At 59.8% G+C, this 26,044-nt stretch carries 15 protein-coding genes; 8 read left to right on the top strand and 7 right to left on the bottom strand.

Annotated elements, in window-relative coordinates; all coding sequences use genetic code 11:
• Positions 1-8 precede the first annotated feature (8 nt).
• From HX783_RS26685 to HX783_RS26670, 4 genes are all read left to right on the top strand, one after another.
• Positions 9-248 (top strand): DUF3203 family protein, encoded by a 240-nt coding sequence (locus HX783_RS26685; protein WP_177018850.1) that lies wholly within the window; start codon positions 9-11, stop codon positions 246-248.
• Positions 249-432: 184 nt separating this feature from the next.
• Positions 433-1,842: a cytochrome c oxidase accessory protein CcoG gene (ccoG, locus tag HX783_RS26680; RefSeq protein ID WP_177018849.1), complete on the top strand. Its 1,410-nt coding sequence runs from the start codon at positions 433-435 to the stop codon at positions 1,840-1,842.
• Positions 1,843-1,989: 147 nt separating this feature from the next.
• The gene (mapR, locus tag HX783_RS26675) at positions 1,990-3,399 is read left to right on the top strand and encodes a GntR family transcriptional regulator MpaR (protein WP_177018848.1); all 1,410 of its coding nucleotides are present in this window, start codon (positions 1,990-1,992) and stop codon (positions 3,397-3,399) included.
• A gap of 178 nt (positions 3,400-3,577) precedes the next feature.
• Positions 3,578-3,955, top strand: a complete 378-nt coding sequence (locus HX783_RS26670; RefSeq protein ID WP_177018847.1) for a hypothetical protein — start codon at positions 3,578-3,580, stop codon at positions 3,953-3,955.
• A 12-nt stretch (positions 3,956-3,967) separates the two neighbouring features.
• Here the strand turns inward: HX783_RS26670 and HX783_RS26665 are convergent, their stop codons facing one another.
• From HX783_RS26665 to tpx, 7 genes are all read right to left on the bottom strand, one after another.
• Entirely contained in the window at positions 3,968-4,714 is a 747-nt protein-coding gene (locus HX783_RS26665; protein WP_177018846.1) for an SDR family oxidoreductase, read from the bottom strand.
• A gap of 54 nt (positions 4,715-4,768) precedes the next feature.
• Positions 4,769-6,865 (bottom strand): bifunctional diguanylate cyclase/phosphodiesterase, encoded by a 2,097-nt coding sequence (locus HX783_RS26660; RefSeq protein WP_177018845.1) that lies wholly within the window; start codon positions 6,863-6,865, stop codon positions 4,769-4,771.
• Positions 6,866-7,185: 320 nt separating this feature from the next.
• Complete coding sequence (locus HX783_RS26655) at positions 7,186-8,598, bottom strand: efflux transporter outer membrane subunit (RefSeq protein ID WP_256347324.1); 1,413 nt, start codon at positions 8,596-8,598, stop codon at positions 7,186-7,188.
• 113 nt (positions 8,599-8,711) lie between these two features.
• Complete coding sequence (locus HX783_RS26650) at positions 8,712-11,819, bottom strand: efflux RND transporter permease subunit (RefSeq protein WP_177018843.1); 3,108 nt, start codon at positions 11,817-11,819, stop codon at positions 8,712-8,714.
• Positions 11,816-14,917 carry an MdtB/MuxB family multidrug efflux RND transporter permease subunit gene (locus HX783_RS26645; RefSeq protein WP_177018842.1) on the bottom strand — a complete coding sequence of 1,034 codons (3,102 nt, stop codon included), beginning with the start codon at positions 14,915-14,917 and terminating at the stop codon, positions 11,816-11,818. The genes HX783_RS26650 and HX783_RS26645 overlap by 4 nt, the downstream gene beginning before the upstream one ends.
• Complete coding sequence (locus HX783_RS26640) at positions 14,914-16,218, bottom strand: MdtA/MuxA family multidrug efflux RND transporter periplasmic adaptor subunit (RefSeq protein ID WP_177018841.1); 1,305 nt, start codon at positions 16,216-16,218, stop codon at positions 14,914-14,916. Before HX783_RS26640 ends, HX783_RS26645 begins: the two co-directional genes overlap by 4 nt.
• Before the next feature lie 230 nt (positions 16,219-16,448).
• Positions 16,449-16,949, bottom strand: coding sequence for a thiol peroxidase (tpx, locus tag HX783_RS26635; protein ID WP_177018840.1), 501 nt, complete (start codon positions 16,947-16,949; stop codon positions 16,449-16,451).
• A 172-nt stretch (positions 16,950-17,121) separates the two neighbouring features.
• Between tpx and HX783_RS26630 the strand changes: the two genes are divergently transcribed.
• The 4 genes from HX783_RS26630 (at position 17,122) to HX783_RS26615 (ending at position 25,853) form a co-directional block, all read left to right on the top strand.
• Positions 17,122-18,411: a glycosyltransferase gene (locus tag HX783_RS26630; protein ID WP_177018839.1), complete on the top strand. Its 1,290-nt coding sequence runs from the start codon at positions 17,122-17,124 to the stop codon at positions 18,409-18,411.
• 72 nt (positions 18,412-18,483) lie between these two features.
• The gene (locus tag HX783_RS26625) at positions 18,484-19,389 is read left to right on the top strand and encodes an AraC family transcriptional regulator (protein ID WP_159957069.1); all 906 of its coding nucleotides are present in this window, start codon (positions 18,484-18,486) and stop codon (positions 19,387-19,389) included.
• 166 nt (positions 19,390-19,555) lie between these two features.
• Positions 19,556-20,860, top strand: coding sequence for a hypothetical protein (locus HX783_RS26620; protein WP_177018838.1), 1,305 nt, complete (start codon positions 19,556-19,558; stop codon positions 20,858-20,860).
• Positions 20,861-21,167: 307 nt separating this feature from the next.
• Entirely contained in the window at positions 21,168-25,853 is a 4,686-nt protein-coding gene (locus HX783_RS26615) for a dermonecrotic toxin domain-containing protein (protein WP_177018837.1), read from the top strand.
• Positions 25,854-26,044: the final 191 nt, after the last annotated feature.

The following is a 26,044-nucleotide window of genomic DNA, read 5'->3' as shown; positions in this document are numbered from 1 at the left end:
AAATCACCATGCCAGTCCGTATCGAAAACCAGACGTGCTATTTCAAGGTCGACGAAAGCGGCCAGGAGCGCAGCGTGCCCGCCGTGGATGTGACAGTCACTACCGACAGTCTCAAAGCCATGTCTTTTGTCACAGTGGATAACGACAGGATCTACATCACCGAAGCCGAGGCCGACGCCTTGACCGTGGCCGGTGCCGAGGACGGGCGTAAACACTTGAAGGCTACCGACAGTGATTCGGTGATCTGATTGATCTGTATCAGCATGCGATTGAAAGCGCTGCATTCCACGCGCCACGGGGTGCAGCAGATCGTCGCAGGCCTGTTTGAGCAACCCATCTGATCTGCTTTTTATCGCCATAGCTGAGCCTGTTACGCAAACAGTGCGGCGTTCATAGTTCATTCGCCTGATGGAGGCTGATGAGCGAACGACCATGAGCGAAAGAATCCCAACCGTGGAAACCTTTGAGCCCATACACCCAAAGAAGGTGAAGGCCAAATCCAGCGACAACCTGATCCATACCCGCAGTTTCACCGGCCTGTTCCGCACCTTGCGCGTGAGCGGTGCAGGCCTGCTGTTTCTGGCGTTTTTCGGCACCGTGTGGCTGAACTGGGGTGGGCGCCAAGCGGTGCTGTGGGACCTGGCTGAAAGCAAGTTCCATATTTTCGGTGCGACGTTCTGGCCTCAGGACTTCATCCTGTTGTCAGCGCTGCTGATCATCTGCGCCTTCGGCCTGTTTGCCGTTACCGTCTTCGCAGGCCGAGTGTGGTGCGGCTACACCTGCCCGCAAAGCTCGTTTACCTGGCTGTTCATGTGGTGTGAAAAGGTCACAGAAGGCGAACGCAACCAGCGCATCAAACTGCAAGCGGCGCCCTGGAGCCTGAACAAGCTGGCGCGACGTGCAGCCAAACATACGTTGTGGCTGGGCATCAGCGTGCTTACCGGGCTGACGTTTGTCGGCTATTTCACACCCGTTCGCCCCTTGGCCATGGAGCTGCTGACCTGGCAAATGGGCGGCGTGAGCCTGTTCTGGGTGCTGTTTTTCACCGCTGCCACCTACCTCAACGCCGGTTGGCTGCGTGAAGCGGTGTGCATGCACATGTGCCCCTATGCGCGGTTCCAGAGCGTGATGTTCGACAAGGACACCCTGACCATTTCCTACGACACCGCGCGTGGAGAAAACCGTGGGCCACGCAAACGCGACGCCAAGCCTGCCGACGTCGGCCTGGGTGATTGCATCGACTGCCAGCTCTGCGTGCAAGTGTGCCCCACCGGCATCGATATCCGTGACGGCCTGCAGATGGAATGCATCGGCTGCGCAGCCTGCATTGATGCCTGCGACTCGATCATGGACAAAATGGGCTATGCCCGTGGCCTGGTCAGCTATACCAGCGAACATCAACTGCAGGGTGGTAGCACCCAACTGCTCAGGCCACGGCTGATCGGCTACAGTGCCGTGCTGCTGGTGATGATCGCGGCCCTGGTGGTGGCCTTGGTGGGGAGGCCAATGGTGTCGCTGGACGTGACCAAGGACCGGGGCATGTTCCGCGAAAACAGCCAGGGCTTGATCGAAAACATCTACAGCCTCAAGGTCATCAACAAAACGCAGCAGCGTCAGGACTACCGCCTGGAGCTGGTCGATGCTGAGGGTTTCCAGTTGCAAGGCAAGACCGAGATCAGCCTGGCGCCGGGGGAAATCAGCGATATACCGGTGTCGGTGGCGTTGCTGGACGATAAGCCGGCAAGCAGTTCGCAGACCTTGCGGTTCAAGGTCACGGATGTGGATGAACCGTGGGTTTACAGTGCTGCCGACAGCCGCTTTGTGGCGCCGATCAACCGCTGAGCCGCTAAGCGATAAAGGTGGGAGCTGGCTTGCCTGCGATAGCGTCCGGTCAGCCAAGGATAAATCTGGCTGTGGCATCGCTATCGCAGGCAAGCCAGCTCCCACATTTAATCCTGCGTATAATTTTAGAAAGCTAATTAGGCCCTCATGAAACGCTACGAAAAATTCGCCGATGACATCGCAGAACTGATCCGCTCCGGCGTGCTCGGGCCCGGCCAGCGCGTGCCGTCGGTGCGCTATGCGAGCCAGACCCACGGGGTCAGCCCGTCCACGGTATTCCAGGCTTACTACCTGCTGGAGCGCCGTGGCCTGATCCGCGCACGGCCGCGTTCCGGCTACTTCGTCAACACCCACGCGCCGAGCCCATTCTCCGAGCCGGTGGTGAGCGAGCAGGTGCATGAGTCCACTGAAGTGGACGTGAGTGAGCTGGTGTTTTCGGTGCTCGACTCCATCAAGGACCCCAACACCGTGCCCTTCGGCTCGGCCTTCCCCAGCCCGATGCTGTTCCCGTTGCCACGCCTGGCGCGCTCCCTGGCCAGTGCCAGCCGTGAGATGGACCCGCGCCTGGTGGTCACCGACATGTCGCCCGGCAACCCGCAATTGCGCCGGCAGATTGCCCTGCGCTACATGGTCGGTGGGCTGATGCTGCCCATGGAAGAATTGCTGATCACCAATGGCGCCCTGGAAGCGCTGAACCTGTGCCTGCAGGCGGTGACCGAGCCCGGCGACCTGGTCGCGATTGAAGCACCGGCGTTTTATGCCTGCCTGCAAGTGCTGGAGCGCCTGAAGCTCAAGGCCGTGGAAATCCCTGTGCACCCGCGCGACGGTATCGACCTCAACGCCTTGGCACAAAGCCTTGAGCGCTACCCGATCAAGGCCTGCTGGGCCATGACCAGCTTCCAGAACCCCATGGGTGCCACGGTGCCGGAGGCGAAAAAACAAGCGCTGGTAGAACTGCTGCGCAGCCATCAAGTCCCGCTGATCGAAGACGATGTGTATGCGGAGCTGTATTACGGGCAACAGGCGCCGAAGCCGGCCAAGGCCTTCGACACCGAAGGCCTGGTCATGCACTGCGGCTCCTTTGCCAAGAGCCTGGCCCCAGGTTACCGCGTCGGCTGGGTGGCGGCCGGGCGCTATGCGCAGAAAGTCGAGCGTTTGAAGCTGATGACCTCACTGTGCCCCTCGATGCCGGCCCAGGCGGCAATTGCCGACTACCTGCAACATGGCGGCTATGACCGGCACCTGCGCAAATTACGTTACGCGCTGGAAGAACAGCAAAGCGCCATGCTCGCGGCCATCGCGCGTTACTTCCCGGCACAGACACGGGTCAGCCAGCCGGCCGGCGGGTACTTTCTGTGGCTGGAACTGCCGGAGAAGACCGATTCGTTGAAGCTGTTCCAGATGGCCCTGGCCCAGGGCATCAGTATTGCGCCGGGGCCGATTTTTTCGGCGACCCAGCGCTTTCGCAACTGCATTCGCTTGAACTATGGCAGCCCCTGGACAGAGGCGTCGGAGAAGGCGATGGAGACGCTGGGGCGGATCGTTCGCTCTTTTTGAGTTGGAACCAAACCCAAGCCTGGACCACATAGGAAGGTGCACTTTTCCCACACTGGAATGTGCGTTTTCTTAGTCAACATTAAGGTTTTTTATGACCCGCTTATCGCCCTCAGGTTTTAATCCCTTGCCTGTCCCACCCAACTACATGCGTGCAGCGGAGCAAAATCAAGTGCGCGAAATGACCGGCCCCATGGGCCGGCCGCCCGGCGACCACCGCTCGGCAGAACGGATTATCGAGCAAAGCTCGGTCATGAAACGCTTCCTGGAAGGCCGCGATTATTACCAGGTGGGTGAAGACCTCAAAAAGCAGGTTGGTGACTGGACGGATGCCAACCCCGATCCGCAAGCCAGGGCCGATGCGGCCTACGACCTCGACAAAGTACTGCGTTTTATCGATAACGTGGACGACCGAACCCTGAACGCCAGCCAAAGCCGCAATGGCTATATCGACGGGTTTTCCGAAGACGGCTTTGGCAACCTGCACAACTCGGAAGCCTCGCTGCTCCAGCAGTTTTCCTGGCACGGCTATGAAACGCTGCGCTATCTGCCAACCTGATCAGGCGACACGTTAACGACCGCCGCCCAAATCCAGGAATGTACCCGTGGTGTACGAAGCCTTGTCCGACAGCAACCAGATAATCGCTTCCGCCACTTCATCCGGGCGCCCGCCACGGGCCATGGGGATACCCGATTCCAGTTTGCTGACGCGGTCCGGGTCGCCGCTGAGGGCGTGGAAGTCGGTAAAGATGTAGCCAGGGCGCACGGCGTTGACGCGAATACCCTCACCCGCCACCTCTTTCGACAGGCCAAGGGTGAAGGTGTCCAACGCGCCCTTGGAGGCGGCGTAGTCGACGTATTCGCCCGGCGAACCCAGGCGCGCGGCCACCGACGACACGTTGACGATACTGCTGCCCTGCCCGCCATGTTTGGGCGACATGCGCAGCACCGCGTGCTTGGCGCACAGGATCGGCCCCAGCACATTGGTCTTCAGGATTTTCAGGATGCGGAATTCGGACATCTCATCAACCCGCGATTTTTGCCCGACGGTGCCGGCGTTATTGACCAGCGCGGTGACACGCCCCAGCTCAGCGTCCACGCGGCTGAACAGCGCAATCACCTCGTCCTCGATGCTGACGTCCGCGCGCACCGCGATCGCCTGGGCACCCAGGCCACGAACCTGCTCCAGCACACGGTGGGCAGCTGCTTCGTCAGACTGATAGTTGATGCAGATGCGGTAACCCTCGCGGGCGGCCAGCAATGCCGTCTCGGCGCCGATGCCACGGCTGCCCCCGGTGATGATGACGACTTTGTCCATGCGTGCGGTCTCCTGATTCAACCATTTGTGTAAGGTTGGATCCAAGAATACCCGTCAACCACGGCTTTTGTCAGGCGCGGCTGCAGCTTCGGCCCGCAGGATGTCGGCCATGAAACCGTCGGCCGGCAAGGGATGCCCCAGCAAGTAGCCTTGCAGGGCGTTGCAACCCAAGCGCGTCAGGAAACTCTGTTGCATATCGGTCTCTACGCCTTCGGCGACAATGCGCAGGCCAAGGGCCTGGCCGAGGGCAACGATGGCCGAGACGATGGCCGCGTCGTCACTGTCGTGTTCCAGATCGCGGACAAAACCGCGGTCTATCTTCAGCTCGTTGGCCGGCAGGCGCTTGAGGTACATCAGGCTGGAATAGCCGGTGCCGAAATCGTCGATGGACAGGTCGACGCCCATGTCCGACAGCTGCTGCAATACCGTCATGCTCGCGTCGGCATCGCTCATGGCGGTAGTTTCAGTGATTTCCAGGGTCAGGCTATTGGCCGGCAACTGATGGCGGTCGAGCGCTGCGGCGACACTTTTGACCAGCCCTGCATGGCAGAACTGCAATGCCGACAGGTTCACCGCGATGCGCCAGTCTTCATAACCCTGGGCGTACCACAGGCGCATCTGGCGACAGGCTTCATTCAGCACCCACTCGCCGATGGCGATGATCAACCCGGACTTCTCCGCCAACTCGATAAAGGCGGCCGGCAACAATAACCCCTGCTGCGGATGCTCCCAGCGCAACAGCGCCTCGGCACCCACCGGGAGACCGCTGAGCGCGTCGAACTTGGGCTGGTAATACAGCCGCAGTTGATTGTGCTCAAGGGCATTGCGCAGGTCCTGCAACAACTGCAGTTGTTTGCGCGCATTGGTGTTCATCGACACATCAAAGAAGCTGTAGCCGTTCTTGCCCATGCCCTTGGCGTGGTACATGGCGGCGTCGGCATTCATCAACAGTTCCTGAGGGTTGCCGCCATTGCCGGGGTACAGCGCGATGCCGAGGCTGGCGGAAATCTTCAGCTCATGCTCGGCCACCGTGAACGCCCGGTTGATCAGGCCGACCTGGCGCTCGGCGAGGCCCAAGGCATCGTCCGGCTGGGTCAATTGCACCAGCAACACGAATTCATCACCGCCGATGCGTGCCAGAGTGTCCTGGCTGCGCAGATCCTCGCGCAGACGCAAGCCCACTTCGCGCAGCAATTGGTCACCCATGTGATGACCAAAGGCATCGTTGACCGGTTTAAAGCCGTCCAGGTCGATAAACATCAGGGCAAAGCAACCGCCCTGCTCCTTCACGGCCTGGATGGCTTGCTGAATGCGGTCGGCGAGCAAGGTGCGATTGGGCAGGCCGGTAAGCATGTCGTGCAGGGCCAGGTGGGTCAGTTCCTGATTGGCCAGGGTCAGGGAGTCGGCGAGCACGGCGGTGCGCGCTTCGAGGCGCGCGTCGAGCAACGAGGTCAGCAGCGCGATGATCAACACCGCCAGGCTGGTGACCAGCACCAGATTGTCCAGGCCCTTGCCGCTGAGCCCCGTCAACGCGGCGCCGCAGAAACTGTTGTCATCAAACTGCGCGGCGGCCATGCCGGTGTAGTGCATGCCCACAATCGCAATGCCCATCACCACGGCTGCGCCACCACGCGCCAGGCGCACGTAAGGTGTGTTGCGACGCAGGTTGAAGGCGATCCACAACGCAGCGCCGGAGGCCCCGACAGCGATCAGCAACGAAGCACCAAACAGGGTTGGGTCGTAATCGATACCGGGGGTCATGCGCATGGCGGCCATGCCGGTGTAGTGCATGCTGCTGATACCTGCCCCCATGATCAGCGCGCCAAACGCCAGCTGCCATGCCGGCAGACGGGGTTGGCTGACCAGCCATAAGGCGAAGCCGCTGGACAACACGGCAATCAGTAGCGACAGCGCGGTGATGCCCAGGTCAAACCCGAGGGCAAATGGCAGGCGCAAGGCCAACATGCCAATAAAGTGCATCGACCAGACACCGACGCCCATCGCCAATGCACCGCCCGCGATCCACCCATAGACGGCCCGGCCTTTGGCGGTCGCGATGCGGCCGGCCAGGTCCAGCGCGGTGTAAGACGCCAGGATCGCGACGAAGAGGGAAATCACCACCAGGGAGGGGGAATAACTACCGATCAGCATGGGGTTTCTCAGAACTGACGGGCGTGGAACGCCCGTGCCAGATGGCAAAGCGGGCGATTGTAGCGAGAATAATTATTGGGCAGTTGATTAATTATCACAGGGCCATTAGTGGCGTTTTGACGTCAATCTACTGGCTTGAGGCTGCACTCAATCAAATGTGGGAGCGGGCTTGCTCGCGAAAGCGGTGGGTCAGCCAGCTCATGTTCAACTGACCCACCGCATTCGCGAGCAAGCCCGCTCCCACAGTTGGATCTCAGTACCTCAGGTAGATGTGCTGTTGCCCCGCTTTTGCTTCTACCCTCAGGTTGATATGTCCTCGGTCATTTCTTCTGCGTCAGAGCAGTCTGCCCATCCCAGCCACCACCCAACGCTGCAATCAACTGCACACTCGCCACCAACCGTGTCTGCAGCAACGTCAGCACCGTCCGCTCGTTACTCAGCGCCGTAGCCTGCACCGTCACCACATCCAGATAAGCAATCAGCCCCGCCTTGTACTGGTTTTCGGTCAACCGCAGCGACTCCCGCGCCGCCTCCAAGGCTTCATTGCTCACCACCGCCTCGTCTTCCAGTACCTTCAACTGCACCATGTAGTTTTCCACTTCACGGAAACCATCCAGCACCGTCTGGCGATACTTCGCCACCGTCTCATCGTAGGACGCCACCGTCCGATCAACCTCCGCCGACCGCTGCCCGCCGTCGAACAAGGTCATCGCCAACTTCGGCCCCACCGACCAGAAGCGATTCGGCAAGCTGATCCAATCGGCATAAGTGCTGCTGGAATACCCACCCGCCAAACTCAAGGTCAAATCCGGATAATAAGCCGCCTTGGCCACACCGATATTCGCGTTCGCGGCAATCACCGAACGCTCAGCCGAGGCGATGTCCGGACGACGTTCCAGCAATTGCGACGGCAGGCTCACAGGAATCTGTGGCAACGCCGGGATGTCCTTGCTCACCGCCAAGTTGAAATTGGCCGGTGCCTCACCGATCAACACCGCAATCGCGTTCTCCAGCTGGGCCCGCTGCCAGATCAGATCGATCAGGCTCGCCTGGGTGGTCTTGAGCTGGGTTTGCGCCTGGGCAATCGCATCTTTGCCGGACACGCCCGCGCGGTATTGGTTTTCGGTCATTTTCAGCGAACGCTGATAGGTGTCCAGCGTGGCCTGCAACAACCGGGTCTGTTCATCCATGACCCGCAGTTGCAGATAGTCCTGCACCAGTTCAGATTGCTGGCTCAAACGCATCGCCGCCAGGTCCGCCGAGCTGGCCTCGGCCGTGGCTTCATTGGCTTCCAGACCACGGCGCAATTTGCCCCACACATCCGCCTCCCAACTCACGCCCAATTGCGCGTTGAGGGTGTCGCGGATACCGCTGCTGGAACTGCTGAGGCTCGCGTTACTGCTGCCCGTGCCTTGGCTGGCGCGGGTTTTCCCGGCGCTCAGGTCCACCGTGGGGAAAAATGCACCGCGCGCGCTGCGCACTTGGGCCTGGGCCTGGCGAAAACGTGCTTCGGCCTGGGCCACGGTCTGGTTGGAAGTGTTCAGACGCGTGACCAGGTCATTCAACTGGCGATCGCCGTACAGCTCCCACCAGGCGCCACGCGCCAGCGAATCGCTGGGTGTCGCCTGAGTCCAGCCCTGGGCCTCCTTGAATTGCGCGGGTTCGATCACGTCCGGCCGTTTGTAATCGGGGCCGATGGCGCAAGCGCTGAGCAATGCACCGCACAGCACCATGGCCAACACCTTTACACCATTGCCGATGCGTGGGGTGTGGCGCAGGTTTTTTGGGGCTGCTGCGCAGCCCAGCGGGAGCAAGCTCCCTCGCCACATGGCAGTGGTTGAATCGGTCATAGTGCAGTGTCCAAGGCAGCATCGGTACGCACACCGCGCCAAGCGTTGAAGCGGTGGCGCGCGCGGTCAAGATAGAGGTAAACCACCGGGGTGGTGTAAAGGGTCAGGATCTGGCTGAACACCAGGCCGCCGATAATGGTCAGGCCCAGGGGCTGGCGCATTTCTGCGCCGTCGCCCGAGCCGAGCAGCAACGGCAAGGCGCCAAGGATGGCGGCGAGCGTGGTCATCAGGATCGGCCGCAGCCGCAACAGGCAGGCGCTGCGAATCGATTCCAACGGGCTCATGCCGTCGTGGCGCTCCAACTGCAGCGCCAGGTCGATCATCAGGATCGCGTTCTTCTTCACCACCCCGATCAGCAGGAACAGCCCCAGCAACGAGATCAGGCTGAACTCGCCGCCCAGCAGGTAGATCGAGAGCAACGCGCCGACACCGGCCGACGGCAAGGTCGAAAGAATGGTCAGCGGGTGAATGTAGCTTTCATACAGAATGCCCAACACCAGGTACACCGCCACCAACGCGCCGAGGATCATGAACGGCTGGCCTTTCTGGGTTGCCGCAAACGCATCGGCGGTGCCGGCCATTTTGGCGATCACATCTTCAGGCAAGCCCACCTTGGCAATCGCCCGTTCGATGGCGGCCGTGCCCTGCTCCACCGTCACCCCGGGCGACATGTCGAAGGCAATGTTTTCCGAGGCGAATTGGCCTTCATGGCTGACGCGGTCGTCGGCCAGGCTGTTTTCGTAATGGGCAATGGTCGACAACGGCACCCGCGCACCGGTGGAGGTAATCACCTGCATCTGGTTCAGGGTAATCGGGTCCTGGGCGTATTTCGGGTTGACCTCCATCACCACCTGGTATTGGTTGAGGCTGTCATAGATGGTCGAAATCTGCCGCTGGCTGTAGGCGTTGTTCAGCACTGCCGTGACCATGCTCATGTCGATGCCCAGGCGCTTGGCCTGGTCGCGGTCGACCACCAGCGTCACCTGCGCCGCACCACGGCCTTCTCGGGCGTCGATGGCGGTCAGCTCCGGCAATTCGCGCAAGGCGGCGACCACTTTCGGATACCACAGGCGCAACGCCGCCAGGTCGCCGCTTTGCAGAATGTATGAATACTGCGCACTGGTCTGGTCGCGGCTGCCGCCAAATTGCAGGTCCTGGTCGGCCATCAGGAACAGGCGCCCGCCCGGCACCAGCGGCACTTCCTTGCGGATGCGCTCGATCACCGCCTGGGCCGAGAGCTTACGCTCGGCAATCGGCTTGAGGCGCACCAGCATCACGGCGTTGTTGGTGCCGTTGTTGCCGCCAATAAAGCCGGCCACGCTGAGCACCGCCGGGTCCTTGAGCACCGCCTTGCGGAAGGTCTCCATCTTTGGCTGCATCACGTTGAATGACAGCCCGTCGTCGCCGCGCACAAACCCGATCAACTGGCCGGTGTCCTGCTGCGGCATGAAGGTTTTCGGCACCACCACGTACAGCGCGATGTTCACGCCCACGGTGAGCAACAGGCTCAGCAGGGTCAGGCGCCGATGGCGCAGTACCCAGTCCAGGCTGGTCGCGTAGACCGCGACCATGCGCTCGTTGATTCTGTGGCTCCAGCGCTGCAAACCGGTCATGCGGCCCTTGACGTGCGGCTTGAGCCAGCGCGCGCAAAGCATCGGGGTCAAGGTCAGCGACACGATCAGCGAGACGATGATCGCCGCCGACAAGGTGATGGAAAACTCGCGGAACAGGTTGGTAACGATACCGCCCATGAACAGGATGGACAGGAACACCGCCACCAGCGACACGTTCATCGACAACAAGGTAAAGCCGACTTCCTGCGCCCCCAGGTAAGCGGCCTTCATCGGCGGCACGCCATCGTCGATGTGTCGGGAAATGTTCTCCAGCACCACGATGGCATCGTCCACCACCAGGCCGGTGGCCAGGATCAGCGCCATCAGCGAGAAGTTGTTCAACGAGAAGCCGAACAGGTACATCACCGCAAAGGTGCCCACCAGCGACACCGGCACCGCCAGGGTCGGGATCAGGGACGCGCGGAAGTTGCCCAGGAACAGGTACACCACCAGCACCACCAGGGCCACGGCAATCAGCAAGGTCATCTCGGCTTCATGCAAGGTGGCGGTGATCACCGGCGAACGGTCCATGGCCAGGTTGAGCTTGACGCTGGACGGCAACACCGCCTGCAACGCCGGCAACTGTGCCTTGATCTGCCGGACTGTCTCGATGATGTTGGCGCCGGACTGGCGGTTGATCACCAGCAGCACCGCCGCGTCATTGTTGAAAAAGCCGCTGTTGTAGCGGTCTTCCACGCCGTCGCTGATCTTCGCCACGTCGCCCAGGCGCAAAGCGGCGCCGTTCTGGTAACGAATCAGCAGCGGCTCGTAATCCTTGGCCTTTTCCAGTTGGTCGTTGGCCTGGATCTGCCAGTTGCGGTCGCTGTCTTCAAGAGAGCCTTTGGGTCGGCGCTGGTTGGCGTTGGCGATGGTGTTGCGTACGTCGTCGAGGGCCACGCCGTACTGGTCGAGGGCCTTGGGCTCCAGCTCGATGCGTACCGCCGGCAAGGAGCTGCCGCCGATCTGCACTTCACCCACGCCCGGCACCTGCGACAGGCTCTGCGAAAGGATGGTCGAGGCCAAGTCGTACAACTCGCCCTTTTGCAGCACGTCGGAGGTCAGCGACAGCACCATGATCGGTGCCTGGGACGGGTTGATCTTCTTGTAGGTCGGCATGCTGCGCATGCCGCTGGGCAGCAGGTTGCGCGAGGCGTTGATGGCTGCCTGCACTTCGCGGGCCGCGCCGTTGATATCACGGTCGGAGTCGAACGCCAGGATCACCCGCGTCGAGCCCTGACTCGATGAACTGCTCATGGTGGTGATGCCGGAAATCGCGCCGAACGAACGCTCCAGCGGCGTGGCCACGGTGGACGCCATCACTTCGGGGCTGGCGCCGGGCAAGCTGGCCGACACCACGATCACCGGGAAGTCGATCTGCGGCAGCGGCGACACCGGCAACAAATTGAAGCTGACGCCACCGAGCAGCATGATCGCCAGGCTCAGCAGCATGGTCGCTACCGGCCGGCGAATGAACGGTCCGGACAGGTTCATGACTCAACCGGCTCCAGGCTTTGCGGCTCTTTGCGCCAGCGACGGCCCAAACGGTCGAAGTACAGGTAGATCACCGGCGTCGTGAACAGGGTCAGTACCTGGCTCACCAGCAACCCGCCGACCATCACCAGGCCCAACGGCTGGCGCAGCTCGGCGCCGGAGCCGGTGGCCAACATCAGCGGCACCGCACCGAACAAGGCTGCCAGGGTGGTCATCAGGATCGGCCGGAAACGCAACAGCGCGGCTTGATAGATCGCCGTCTGCGGGTCGAGGCCCTGGTTGCGTTCGGCGTCGAGGGCGAAGTCGATCATCATGATCGCGTTCTTCTTCACGATACCGATCAGCAGGATGATGCCGATGATCGCGATCATGCCCAGGTCATTGCCGCTGAGCAGCAACGCCAGCAAGGCGCCCACCGCTGCCGACGGCAAGGTCGAGAGGATGGTGATCGGGTGGATATAACTCTCGTAGAGCACGCCGAGCACGATGTACATGGTCACCACCGCCGCCAGGATCAGCAGCAAGGTGCTCGACAGCGACGCCTCAAATGCCTGCGCCGCGCCCTGGAACTGGGTCTGCACGCCAACCGGCATGCCGATGTCTTTCTGGGTCTGGTTGATCAGCTCCACGCCTTTGCCCAGCGCGACGCCGGGGGCCAGGTTGAACGACATCATCACCGCCGGGAACTGGCCGATGTGCGCAATCGCCAACTGCGCCTGGCGCTGCTCCACATGGGCCAGGCTCGACAGGCGCACCTGGCCGCCGTCGGTGGTTTTCACATGAATCTGGTTCAGCGCTGCCGGCCCGAGGGTTTCACCGGACTGGGCCTGCAGCACCACGCGGTACTGGCTGGCCTGGGTGTAGATGGTGGAAATCTGCCGTTGGCCGAAAGCGTCGTACAGCGCATCGGTGATGGTCGACACACTCACGCCCAGGCGCGAAGCCGCATCACGGTCGATCACCAGGAACACTTGCAGGCCTTTGTCCTGCAGGTCGCTGGCGACGTCGGTGAGTTCCGGCAACTGGCTGAGGGCGTGTACCAGCTTGTCGCTCCACAGCGCCAGCAACTCGGCGTCGGGCGACGACATGCTGAACTGGTACTGGGTGCGGCTCACACGGTCTTCGATGGTCAGGTCCTGCACCGGCTGCATGAACAGGCGAATGCCCACCAGCTTGTCGATTTGCGGCTGCAGCCGCGTAATCACCTGGGCCGCGCTCAAGTCGCGCTGGCCGTGGGCCTTGAGGTTGATCAACAAACGCCCGCTGTTGAGAGTGGCGTTATCGCCATCCACGCCAATATAGGACGACAGGCTTTCCACCGCCGGGTCAGCCAGGATGACCTTGGCCAACTCCTGTTGACGCTGGCTCATGGCCGCAAACGAAATCGACTGCGGTGCCTCGGAAATACCCTGGATCACGCCGGTGTCCTGCACCGGGAAAAAGCCCTTGGGCACCACCAGATACAGCACCACGGTCAGGCCCAGGGTCGCGATAGCCACCAGCAAGGTCAGCGGCTGGTGCTTGAGCACCCACTGCAACATGCTTGCGTAACGCGCGATCAACCAGTCGATCCAGGCGCCGCTGGCCTTGTAGAACCGGCTCTGGTCTTCTTCCTTGGGTTCACGCTTGAGCAACCGCGCGCACATCATCGGCGTCAGGGTCAGCGAGACCACCAGGGAAATCAGGATCGCCACCGCCAGGGTGATGGCGAACTCGCGGAACAGCCGCCCGACCACGTCCGCCATGAACAGCAGCGGGATCAATACCGCGATCAGCGACAAGGTCAGGGAAATCAGGGTAAAGCCGATCTGCTTGGCGCCCTTGAGCGCAGCATTGAGCGGCGTCTCGCCCTCCTCGATGTAACGTGAAATGTTCTCCAGCATCACGATGGCATCGTCCACCACAAACCCGGTGGCGATGGTCAGGGCCATCAGCGTCAGGTTGTTGATGGAGAAACCCGCCAGGTACATCACGCCAAAGGTGCCGATCAGCGACAGCGGTACGGCAATCGACGGAATGATGGTCGCGCTGACACGGCGCAGGAACAGGAACGTCACCATCACCACCAAGGCAATGGCGATGAGCAATTCGTGTTGCACATCGGTGACCGACGCGCGGATGGTCTGGGTACGGTCGGTGAGCACCGTCACATCCAGACCGGCCGGCAGGTTGTCGGTGATGCTCGGCAGCAACGCCTTGATGCGGTCGACCACCTCAATCACGTTGGCGCCCGGCTGGCGCTGGATATTCAGCAGCACGGCCTGGTTTTCATTGGCCCAGGCGGCGAGGCGCTCGTTTTCGGCGCCGTCGACAATCTGTGCCACGTCTTTAAGGCGCAACGGTGCGCCATTGTTGTAGGCCAGGATCAATTCGGCGTATTGCTGGGGCGAAACCAGCTGGTCGTTGGCGTCGAGCATCGACACCCGCGTCGGGCCGTCGAAGTTGCCCTTGGGCTGGTTGACGTTGGACGCCGCGATCAAGGTGCGCACGTCCGACAGGTTCAAGCCATTGGCGGCCAGGGCCTCGGGGTTGACCTTGATGCGCACGGCCTGGCGCTGGCCACCGGCGATGCTGACCATGCCGACGCCACTGATCTGCGCGATTTTTTGCGCCATGCGCGTGTCCACCAAGTCATTCAACTTGGGCAGCAACATGGTCTTGGAGGTAATCGCCAGGGTCAACACCGGGGTGTCTGCCGGGTTGACCTTGTTGTACACCGGCGGCGCCGGTAAATCCTTGGGCAGCAGGTTGGTCGCGGCGTTGATCGCGGCCTGCACCTGTTGCTCGGCGACATCCATATTGATGTCGAGGTTGAACCGCAGCGTGAGCACTGACGCGCCGCCCGAGCTGGTGGACGCCATCTGGGTCAGACCGGGCATTTGCCCGAACTGACGCTCAAGCGGCGCCGTCACCGCGCTGGTCATCACGTCCGGGCTGGCGCCGGGGTACAGGGTCATCACCCGGATGGTCGGGTAATCCACCTGGGGCAAGGCCGAAACCGGCAGCAAGCGATAGGAAATGATACCGGCCAAGACAATGGCCAGCATGCTCAGCGTAGTGGCAACCGGGCGAAGGATAAACAGCCGCGACAGGTTCATGACCCGACCTTTTGCGCCTTGCCGGCGTTAGCGCCGGTCTCCCCTTTTGCGGCGGGCTTGCCTTGCAGGTGTTCGGTCGGCGTGGTCGGCACTTCGCTGCTGTCGTTGACCACTTCGATGTCGCTGCCGTCCTTCAAGCGGTCGGTGCCTTCCAGTACCACGCGGTCGCCGGCGGCCAGGCCTTCCTTGATCACGGTGTTGTCGCCATCGGTATCGCCGACTACCAGCGGCTGGACCTTGACCTTCTTGTCGCCATCGAGCTTGTAGACAAAGGTGCCGTTGTTGCCGAACTGGATTGCAGCGGACGGCGCCAGCACCACGTTGTGCAAGGTGTCGGCGAGCAGGTGCACGTTGACGAACTGGTTGGGGAACAGCGCCTGGTCCTTGTTATCGAAACGGCCCTTGAATTTCAGGGTGCCGGTGGTCACGTCGATCTGGTTGTCCAGGCTCTGCAGCACACCGACGGCCTGTAGTTTCCCGTCGCCACGGTCCCAGGCTTCCACCGGCAGCTTGTTGCCGGCGTGGTAACGCGTGAGCACGGTGTCGAGCGTATTTTCCGGCAGGGTGAAGACCACGCTGATCGGCTGGGTCTGGGTGATCACCGCCAGGAAGGTGGTGTCGTTGGCAGCCACCAGGTTGCCGACGTCGACCTGGCGCAGGCCAACGCGGCCGCTGATCGGCGCACGGATCTTGGTGAATTCGAGGTTGAGCTTGGCGTCGTCCACCGCACCCTGGTTGGTCTTGACCGTGCCCTGGTATTGCAGGACCAACGCTTCGGCGGTGTCCAGGGTCTGCTTGGCAATACTGTCCTGGGCATACAGGTCGCGGTAACGCTGCACATCGACCTGGGCGTTTTTCAACTGCGCCTGGTTCTGCATCAGCGTGCCCTGGGCCTGGAGCAAGGCGTTCTGGTAGCTGCGCGGGTCGATTTCCGCCAGCAGGTCGCCGGCCTTGACCATCTGCCCTTCTTCAAAGGCGATCTTCACCAGCTCACCGCCGACCCGGCTGCGTACATTGATGGTGTTGAGCGCGGTCACCGTGCCCAACGCCTTGTAGTACACCGGGAACTCACCCGTAACCGCCGGCGCCACGCGCACCGGAATCGGGCCGGTAGAGCCACCGAAGCCCGGGCGCATCATCCCCGACTTACCGGCGTGCCCGGCCGGTTTCTTCTCGGCGGCATCCTTATGGCTGCCAGGCCAGAATTTCCAGCACAGGCCGGCGATAACCAGCAGCACGAGCAGGCCGAACAGCCAGCGGCGGGAGTTGCGGGGGGAGGATTGCATGGAGTGATCAACCATTGGGCGCGAGAGCTTCTACTTTGGGAGGCTGAAAGATAAGCACTGGGGCGCATTAAGAAAAGCGCCTTTACCGGCTATTTACCTTGGACTTACAACTTTTAACTTCTGAGCTTAGTCCGTCCGCTATTTCGCTAAACCGCTGACGCCAAATGAAAACGGCCTGGACTAGGCCAGGCCGCAATCATCTATCAAGCGTGTTACTGCGAAAAGACAGTAATGCGCTGAAACAGTTACTTCAAAACAGCCAGGGCTGCTTCGTAGTTCGGCTCTTGACCGATTTCGCTGACCAGTTCGCTGTGCAGCACGTTGTTGTTTTCGTCCACTACTACCACGGCACGGGCGGTCAGGCCCTGCAGCGGGCCTTCAGCGATAGACACACCGTAGTCAACGGCGAAGTCGGCGTTGCGGAAATCCGACAGGCTCAGCACGTTGTCCAGACCTTCGGTGCCGCAGAAACGCTTCTGGGCAAACGGCAGGTCGGAGGAGATGCACAGCACGACGGTGTTGTTGACGTCGTTGGCCTGGGCGTTGAACTTGCGTACCGAGGTCGCGCAGGTCGGGGTGTCAACGCTTGGGAAGATGTTCAACACTTTGCGCTTGCCGGCGAAGGTTTCCAGAGTTGCTTCGGACAGATCAACGGTGGTCAGGGCGAACTCTGGGGCGGTGGAACCGGTTTTCGGCAATTCGCCTTCAACCTGGACAGGGTTACCACGAAGGGTGACTTGAGCCATGAACGGAATCCTTATGCTGGGTTTGATTAAAACGAATTCGAGAGGCAGAAGTTAACCACAAACTGCCGTGGCTACCTATGGCCGAACGTAAATTGTCCTGCCGGCGCCTTGTTAACGGCGGCTATGGTTTAATTGCGCGCTTTTCACCCAGCCCTCAAGGAATCCGTTGTTGATGAATCAGCCCGCCACTAAAGTCCTGGTCATTGGTTATGTCTGGCCGGAACCCCGCTCCTCGGCCGCCGGCGGGCACATGATGCAGATTCTTGAGACGTTTCTGACACAAGGTTGGGACGTTACCTTCGCAAGCCCCGCGACCGTTGGCGAACACAAGGCCGACTTGCCGGCATTGGGCATCCATGAGTGCGCCATCGAACTCAATAACAGCAGCTTCGATGAATTTATCCGCGAGCTGGCCCCGGATATCGTGCTGTTCGACCGTTTCATGATGGAGGAACAGTTCGGCTGGCGCGTCGAAAAACACTGCCCTGATGCCCTGCGTGTGCTGGAGACCTGCGACCTGCAAAGCCTGCGCGACGCGCGCCAGCAGCGCCTCAAGGAGCATCTCAAGGCACACCCTCACGGCGACGACTTCAGCGCACTGTTCGCCCCGGCGCTGGTGGAAGAATTCCAGTTGATGGCCGACACGGACGTGGCCAAGCGCGAGATCGCGGCGATTTTACGCTGCGACATCAACTTGATGATCTCCGACGTCGAAGCCCGGCTGCTCACCGAACAGTTCAAGGTGCCCGCCGCCCTGCTCCACTGGTGCCCGCTGATGCTGACGCCACCGGCCGAGGCCTTCGCACCCTTTGAAGACCGTGCACACTTTCTCAGCATCGGCAATTTCCGCCACGCGCCCAACTGGGACGCAGTGTTATGGATGAAAAACAGCCTCTGGCCGTTGATCCGCCAGCAATTGCCCGGCGCCCAACTGCATATCTACGGTTCCTACACGCCGCCCAAGGCCACTGCCCTGCACAACCCCGCCCAGGGTTTTCACATCATGAACTGGGCCGAAGACGCGTTACAGGTGATGAGCGCCGCGCGTATCTGCCTGGCGCCGCTGCGTTTTGGTGCCGGCATCAAGGGCAAACTGGCGGATGCCATGCTCTGCGGCGCGCCGAACATCACCACCCCGATTGGCGCCGAAGGCATGGGCGATGAGCAGCCGTGGCCGGGTGCAATCGAGCACAGCGCCCAGGCGCTGGCCGCCGCTGCCGTGGCGTTGTATCAGGACCCGATTCGCTGGGCCCAGGCCCAGGAAGACGGCCGCCAGTTGCTTGCCCGTCGCTACGACCACGCGATCCACGGCCCGGCGCTGATTGAATGCCTGGAGCAGTGCCGCCGTAATCTTGCCGCCCATCGCCGGGACAACTTCATCGGCAGCATGCTGCGACATCACGCGCACAAGAGTACGCAGTACATGTCGCAGTGGATCGAGGCGAAAAACCGCAGCGTATAAACACCGGCGCTGGCGAGGTCGCGCGCAAGGGGGCATTATCCTACGCAGCAACCACAATAAAGCGACGGCAGCATGACCCGAGCAACGCGAATTACCGACCCTTCCTACGAGCTGATGGACGATCACAACGGTCTGTCCATCATTTATCGCCAACACGGCTTCCCCTGTCCGTTGGTGCGCTGGCACTTCCACAAGGAATACGAGCTGCACTTGATCGTCGCCAGCGCAGGCAAGGTGTTTATCGGTGACTATATCGGCAACTTCTACCCGCAAAGCCTGTTCCTCACCGGCCCTAACCTGCCCCACAACTGGATCAGCCAGGTGGAGGAAGACGAAGTGGTGCCCAAGCGCGACATGCTGGTGAATTTTACCGACGAGTTGTTTGAGGGCGGCAGCCAGATCTTCACCGAACTCAAGACTCTGGCGCCGCTGCTGGAACGCGCGCAATACGGCATTGAATTTCGCTGCAAAAAAACCATCGCCCAAGCCATGACTTTGATGCAACGCATCGAAGACGCCCAAGGCATGGCGCGCCTGGGGCACTTTTTTATTCTGCTGGAAGTGTTGAGCGCGTGTGAGGACTACCAGTTGTTGTCCGGCGTGACCACGCCGCAATTGGCCGATGAACACAGTATTGATCGCACCAACCGCGCAGTGGACTACATATTTGCCCACTACGCCCGCGAGCTGTCGCTGGAAGAGGTTGCTGAATACCTGGGCATGAAGCCCACCTATTTTTCCCGTGTGTTCAAACAGGCTACCGGCCGCACGTTTATCGAGTTTGTGAACCGCCTGCGCATCAGCAAGTCCTGCGAATTGCTGGCGGACGGCGACAAGGCGGTGACCGACGTGTGCTTCGAGTCCGGGTTCAACAATATCTCCAATTTCAACCGGCGCTTTCAGCAGCTCAAGGGCATGACGCCGTCCCACTACCGGCGCCTGGCGGTGCAGCGGCTGACCGAACAGAATCTGGCTTAAGCCTGACAGCGGCGACACACCTCGAACATAAACCCCCGGCCAAAACGGCCCCCTTCCCACGCACCCAGAGGAACCCTCTTTCTGTCCCTGCCACTCAGCGAAGGCATCGCCCGATTTCAATCGACGGGTGCTGCCACTCATTAACGCTAGAGCAAAAGGACAACCCATGATCAACGGCCTGCCACAACCCATTATTGCCCCCACCCCGCAACCTGCCGAGCCGACGCCGCCGCTCAATCAGCGGGAACACACCCCGAACCCGCCAAGCGCGCCCAATCCACCAATACAGGATCAGGCAAAACCCTCTGACCACCCCCCCGTCGCATCGGGCGCGCTCAATAGCTTGTTGCGCCTGCGCCTGGATCCGCAGAAACCGCCAAGCACTGCACTGATGCACACGTTCGCCGATGCGGTGGTTAAACACGCTGACCATGAACAGGCCAGTAGTCTCGCCAACTGGTTGATGGAACTGCGGCAAGCGGTTGACTCCGGTAACCCAACACGCTGGGATAAAACGGCGACTGTTAAGCCTGAATCGACCTTCGGCCGGTTGTGGGCCAAGTTCGATCAAGCCGTGGTATCGGAACCGTTCAAGTCCTATGCCGAAAAAAACAACATCGATCTGAACGACATGGTCGTTCACCCCAATGGAACGATTACCAATTTTAGCGGCAAACCACCCAGGACCTGGGATGCGAACGCAAGCGCCGAATCAAAAGCCGCTACGGCAGCCGTTATCGCTGCCGCCAAAGACCTCGTGGGGCCTTACCAGGACGCGCTCAACCCTCCCGTTGGGATAGGCTACTTAGCCTACGAATCAGATGTGACATCGATTGCTACCATCGCCCAGTTCTACGGCTTGCCTGTGGACACCACCAACAGCGATTCCATGACGGCCGCCATCGGCCAACTGTTACGCGAACAGACGTTCCCGAGTTTGAGCAGTAACGACCCACGCGATACGCCCATCAAGCAGCTGCAACAGGCGGCCGTGCAACGCATTGAGCAGCTTGAGGAGGAACCGCTCAACGCGCTTCTTGCCACGTTCGAAACTAAAGGTGGCATCCCTAGATTCAAAACCCCCGATGAGGCGTTGCAAGCGCTGTGCGCGCAAGCACTGGCAAAATTGCTTCCAGGTATGGGAAAGCACGAGTCACCACTCATGCTCGACAACATTCCTGAGGGCTCTTCATTCAGCCGGATTCACAAAAAAACCAAGGCAACGTTGGAAGAGGTCATGGACTTTTACAAAGAAAGCATGCCCGCCCAACATCAAGCGCCAGAACACCAATGGGAGAAAAAAAATCTCGATTCCTTATTGACCAAAGTCAGAAAGTTGAACAGTGGCCTAGGCTTCCCCTCAGCATTCGACCATCGAGTTTCTCTTTTCGGTCAGAGGTACGACAAACCGCTGTCGCCACTTGAAAAGCTGGTGCAAGCGGTTAAAGAGTCCAAGTCAAAGCCACAGTAAGCCAGTCACATTAGATTGGAACGAATGGGCAGCCCTTGCCTGACCCAAAGGGGAAACAGTTACTGCGTTTGAACGGCAGTGCTTTTCCCCTGATTGTGGGTGAACGCGTGCCTCACCGCGCCGTATCCTACCGAACCCACTGCCAGTCCCACCTCACACCCTGCAATACCAGAAGATGAACTTCTGCCCTCTTAAAACCAATCATCCTACGGTTAAACGATAAGTTTCCAAGACGCGTATTCGCAAAGTACGCACTAAAAACTACAGCCTATAAGTCAGCTGTCGTACCGCCCAGGAAGATACTCTGATGAAAATCGAACCCTTACGCTCTAGCCTGCTCCCCTCTTATACACCCGCCACTCAAACCCAGTCCGAACCATCCGCTATTGAGCATGCACGGCCCAAACGCGACAGTGCGGTGGTGGATCTGGAAACAAAAAAAGCCGCCACCACGCTGATCAGAGCAGGCGATGCCGCCCTCTCCTCTTTGCATAGCGCTGCAATGATGGATGAAGTCATGATTAAACCCACTTCCAAGTCTCTGCCGGTGCAGAGCTCGGTTATTTCCGATTTTCCTCCGGTGTCAACGTTCGGTAGAGCCTGGGCTCAGCTTACCCATGCGATTCAAAGCGAACCTTTTGCAAGTTTCGCAAGCAAACACAAAATTGACACTTCAACACTCAAAATAAACACGCAGTCAGGCTGGGTTATTGATTGCATTGCAAACAACAAACGTGCCTCTTTCAGCACCTATGATGAAGGCTATGAGCAGGCCACGGCTGCCGTTACCGCCGCCGCTCGAGCGTTTAACTCGCCGCCTAAATCATCGGTTCTGTATACCGGCGCAAACCGTGCCGAGACCGATGTAATCGGCAACTTCTACGGCGTGCGGCAAGACGGTACACAGGCGAACGCGCTCGGCTTGATCACCGAGCAGCAACACCACCTCACCTTCGACTCGCTGCGTGAGCCTGACTCCAAGGCACCCGAGTTCAACCCTGCGAGCTATTCGCGCATCCGAGAGCAACAACGCGAAGCGATAGACGACTTTGCCGGGGAAATCGCATTAAAGCCCGAGCTGCTCTCCCCATCGCAGCGCACGCCCAAACCGTCGGTTGAGGACGCAGATCGGGAAATGGCCAGAATGTACAGCGGTGCCTTGTTGAGCCGGCGGCCCGAAATGGCGGCATACGGCAAAGGCGCGCGCACCGGCTTTTCATTCTCGGAAATACCTGAATACTCAACCCTGGGGCAACACCTGCGTAACGCACAGGTGCCGCCTGGCAAAGACGCGCAGATCAGCCTCGCCGAGATAAGTGAGTTTTACGCCGAGCCGGCCCCCAGCGACCTTACGTTGGTGGGCACCCTTACACATGCGTCAAGGCTCACTCGCGACGGCTTTCGCGCCTTGAATAAAGACAACCCGCCAACAGATGAAAACTTGCGCGCGGTCCAGGCAAAGCAACGCGCTGCCATCCAGAGGCTCGAAAACCCAAGCGCCACTGAGGTGCCTGCCGCACCGACGCAAACGCCCACCGCCGCCGTCAACCCCGTGGCTGCGATTGCACGCCGTCAGTTCGCCGGCGAGCCCAACCTGTACTCGGTGGTCGCGCGATTGCTCAGCGAGCGGATAAAACAGGCGTCCCCGTCACTGGACGTCGACGTCAACCAGCTCGCCATTGAAACACCCGACCCGGACAACCCCGGGAACGTTAAGCGAACACAATTGATGGCGTTTGCCTTGGACTACCTGGCCGGCGGTGAGGCTCCAAACTTCACCAGCACCGACAGAGCGTTTGACACTCGCCCGGATTTATTTGCCCACACCGGCAACGATCCCAAGGTGCCGCTGCTCCTCGATTTGTCAGCCGTGAGCGCTGTCATAGGGGCACTGCCGAGCCTTCTGAACTCAGCCTACGAGGCTGATTCGCGCGACTATTGGAACAAATCGGCGTTCAGCTCTCCGACCCATGCCGAGAGCGTCTTCCCCGACAGCCGGCGTACGTTGATCAGTCATATTCTGCGCAGCAACCTGCAACTGGCCAGCATGAAGCAGCCCGGCCTGGACGAGGAACAACGTAAAACCGTGGACATGGTCGTGAGGCATCCCGAAGGCTCGACGCGGCCCGCACCACTTGACCGCAATTCATCGGGTGCCACCGTCTATACCTTGGGCGGTTCTACGCCGAACCTGCTGATTCATCGACACCTGTCGCAATCAAACCGCAACATTCTCTTGCTGGTGGAGCCCAGTGGAAAAATCACCCCCTATGACTCCTGGGATGACGTCGAAAAGGCAGGGCATGTCCGGGAAGCACTGACCGACAATATGTTCGACACCCAGGCCAACACCGTCATTAAACAGCATCAAGGCGACAGCCTATTCAACCCGCCACCAACGTTTGGCCCGGAGAACCCGACGCAAGCCAACACCAAGCTGCCCGACTGGATGAATAATGCCGACGAAGCGCAACGTTTTGTGTTGCACGAGCTCAGCCAGGGGCTGGCAAGCTTCATACAACGTAACAAAGGCCGTGCGTATAACAGCGGCATCCCAGACATCGGCACGTTTGCGCAAGAGCAATTTGACCGGTTGCCCGAAAGCCAAAAGCTGACGCGGCACCACGCCAAGGATCTGAGTGTGGTCTTCCAAATGGGTTACGGGCCGACGGGTTCTGGCAGTAGCTATTACAAAGACGAGAGCCTGACTGAAGTGCTGATTAATAACCTGTCGGGCTTGCCGAGTGGCACGCTGGAAGTCTCCAAGCGGGTCAAGGATGAAAACGGCAGAGAAGTCACCTTCAGGGTGCCCGCGCTCGAGAAGCACGGGGCACTCCAACAGGTGATTACTGACCTTGACATTGGTAAAACCTACCCCGCTTTACTCAAGGAAAAGCTACTCGACAACCCTGCCGAAATGGCGGAACGCCGATCACTGTTTGTCCAGCAAGTACCCATCGAGATACAGCTCAAGGCGCTGGAACTTGGCATCAAGGGCGAAGCCGGTTTCGACAATACGGGGGTCCGGTATGTCCAGGAGATATTCAAGCCGGGCACAGGCCCCAGGATGGTCGATGGGAACGAAATCGTCATCCGACCGCTGGCCTTTGATAACAAGAGTGACGGTAAAATCGATGTGGTCGAAAGTGCCTACCTGATCGAGCGCAAGGACGGCAAAGGCCCGACGGTTGTCTATCGCCCGCTCAATGGCAATGTCCCACTCCTGCAACATCCTAGTCGCCAGGCCCTGCTGGAAGCCATACAGACGCCAGGCGAGCTGCAAAGCTATATCATCCCCTGGTTTGCTGAAGCAAAAGCGCGAGAGACCTACAGCGGTAAAGGTACTACACACCCTAATTTCGTGGCCTTCGGGTTGAATTTTGGGTCCATTCCCTACAACGAGACCATCCCCTTGGCCATGGATACCCGACTGGAGCAAACGCTGCGGGAAGGGAAGTTGCTGGAGCACCTGTACCAGGCCAACGCGCAAAATTTGATCACCCTGGCCGAGCAACAATCGACATCCGACGCAGAAAGCCGCTGGGCGACTCTCAAGACCGGGGGGTTCCTGTTACTCAATTCGGTACTGCCGGCACTGCGCGGCCCCGGCGCCGTACTCGGCTATGTGCTGCAGGCAGGGGGCGTTATCAATGACCTGGAGGTTCTGAGCGATGAGCGCTCGCAGGGGAAAGACGCGGTGCTGGCCGATCTGTTGGTCAACCTGGCGTCCTTATTGGCCCATTTCAAGATCCGGTCACAGCCCGAGCCATCCACTGCCCAGTCAACCAGGCCTGTAATCGGCCGCGGCCCGTTGGTGACTGACGTTCCCGGCCGCAGCCTGTTGGTGGATGACGTGGCAGCACCCATTCCACCCTCGAATAACCGCATAGTCCTCGGGGGGCCAGCGAATATCAAACCCATTGCCGGCGACATTCAAGTCTTTGAGGACACCTACAACGGCAAGCCACGCCTCAACATCATTGGCCACGGTAAGAAACCGCCGAGTGGACAACCTACACGCATCGAAGGAGAAGATGGCAAGCGTTACGGGGCAGAAGATATTGACCAGGAGTTGTTGGCGCGTGGCATAGACATTCGAGACTATAAAGACGTGCGGCTATTAACCTGCTACTCCGCCAGCGGGGGTGAACAGTCCCTTGCAGCGAAACTGAGTGCACGCACGAACGTGCGTGTAAAAGGTTTTGAGCAGGAAATCATTGCAGACTACTACGGCATTGACGATGAAGATCCATTCAAAATCTACGAAAACGCCTCGGCGTATTACCAGGAAAACTATCCAAACCTCAGTGTCCGTGACGTCCACCGCCTGGCCGAAACAGAACTGAACCACAGGCTTGCTGGGCGTGATATCCAATTTAATGTCCGCAAAGGTGACGGCGCAGAGATTGAGGTAAATATCGGCAGTGACGAAAAGCCTCTGATCTATAAAACCAGGATCGACTATCAACCACGCACCTTTGGTAAACCGAAAATCAAACCTGTGCCGGTAAAGCCAATTGAAGTAGAGATGGGTTACTCGCATACCGTTGAAGACGCGCGCACCGTACTGGAGACTCGCAGCTTGACGGATTGCTCCGCACTCGCGGTGCTGACTGATCTGAAAGACGGGGTGTATCAAAACCGCACGTTGATGCACCTGAAAGGTAGCTATCTGGCGTTCGCTTTAGAACGCCAAGACGCTTACGAAGAACTGCAGAGGCTGAATGAGTCGTTGGCCAATGGCGGAAAGGTGATATTCGTAGCCGGTGTCAATTCAAGCTCTACGTCAGGGTTGGGGGATATATTGGGGCAAACGCACCAGGGCGAAAAACCGCTGCTGGATATCCTCACGAAGCCGGGCGTCGAAGCCACTATCGCCAGCTCTTCGGGGGTTGACATCAACCCGGATGGCACCTTCAAGTTGATTGAAGGCACAGGCAAGGGCGTGTTCGACAAAGCCATGACCCAGGAATTACTCGACCGCGCGCGTTGATCCAGCCCGTCTGCCACCCGCAGTAGCTGTTTGGAGCGACTACTGCGGGGTTTCAAGAGTGCAAAAAAGTATCAGTCCCAGTGCGCCCAAGGATTTGTCATAACCCCATTTGAAGGCTGTAATCAACGCACACTCTTCCTGACTGCTCGTAGGAAGACACAACAACAATAACTGTCCTTCTGTAGCCCCTG

Source organism: Pseudomonas sp. D2002 (genome assembly GCF_013385735.1).
In the GTDB taxonomy this organism is placed as follows: Bacteria; Pseudomonadota; Gammaproteobacteria; order Pseudomonadales; family Pseudomonadaceae; genus Aquipseudomonas.
This window is presented reverse-complemented; position numbering and strand designations above follow the sequence as displayed.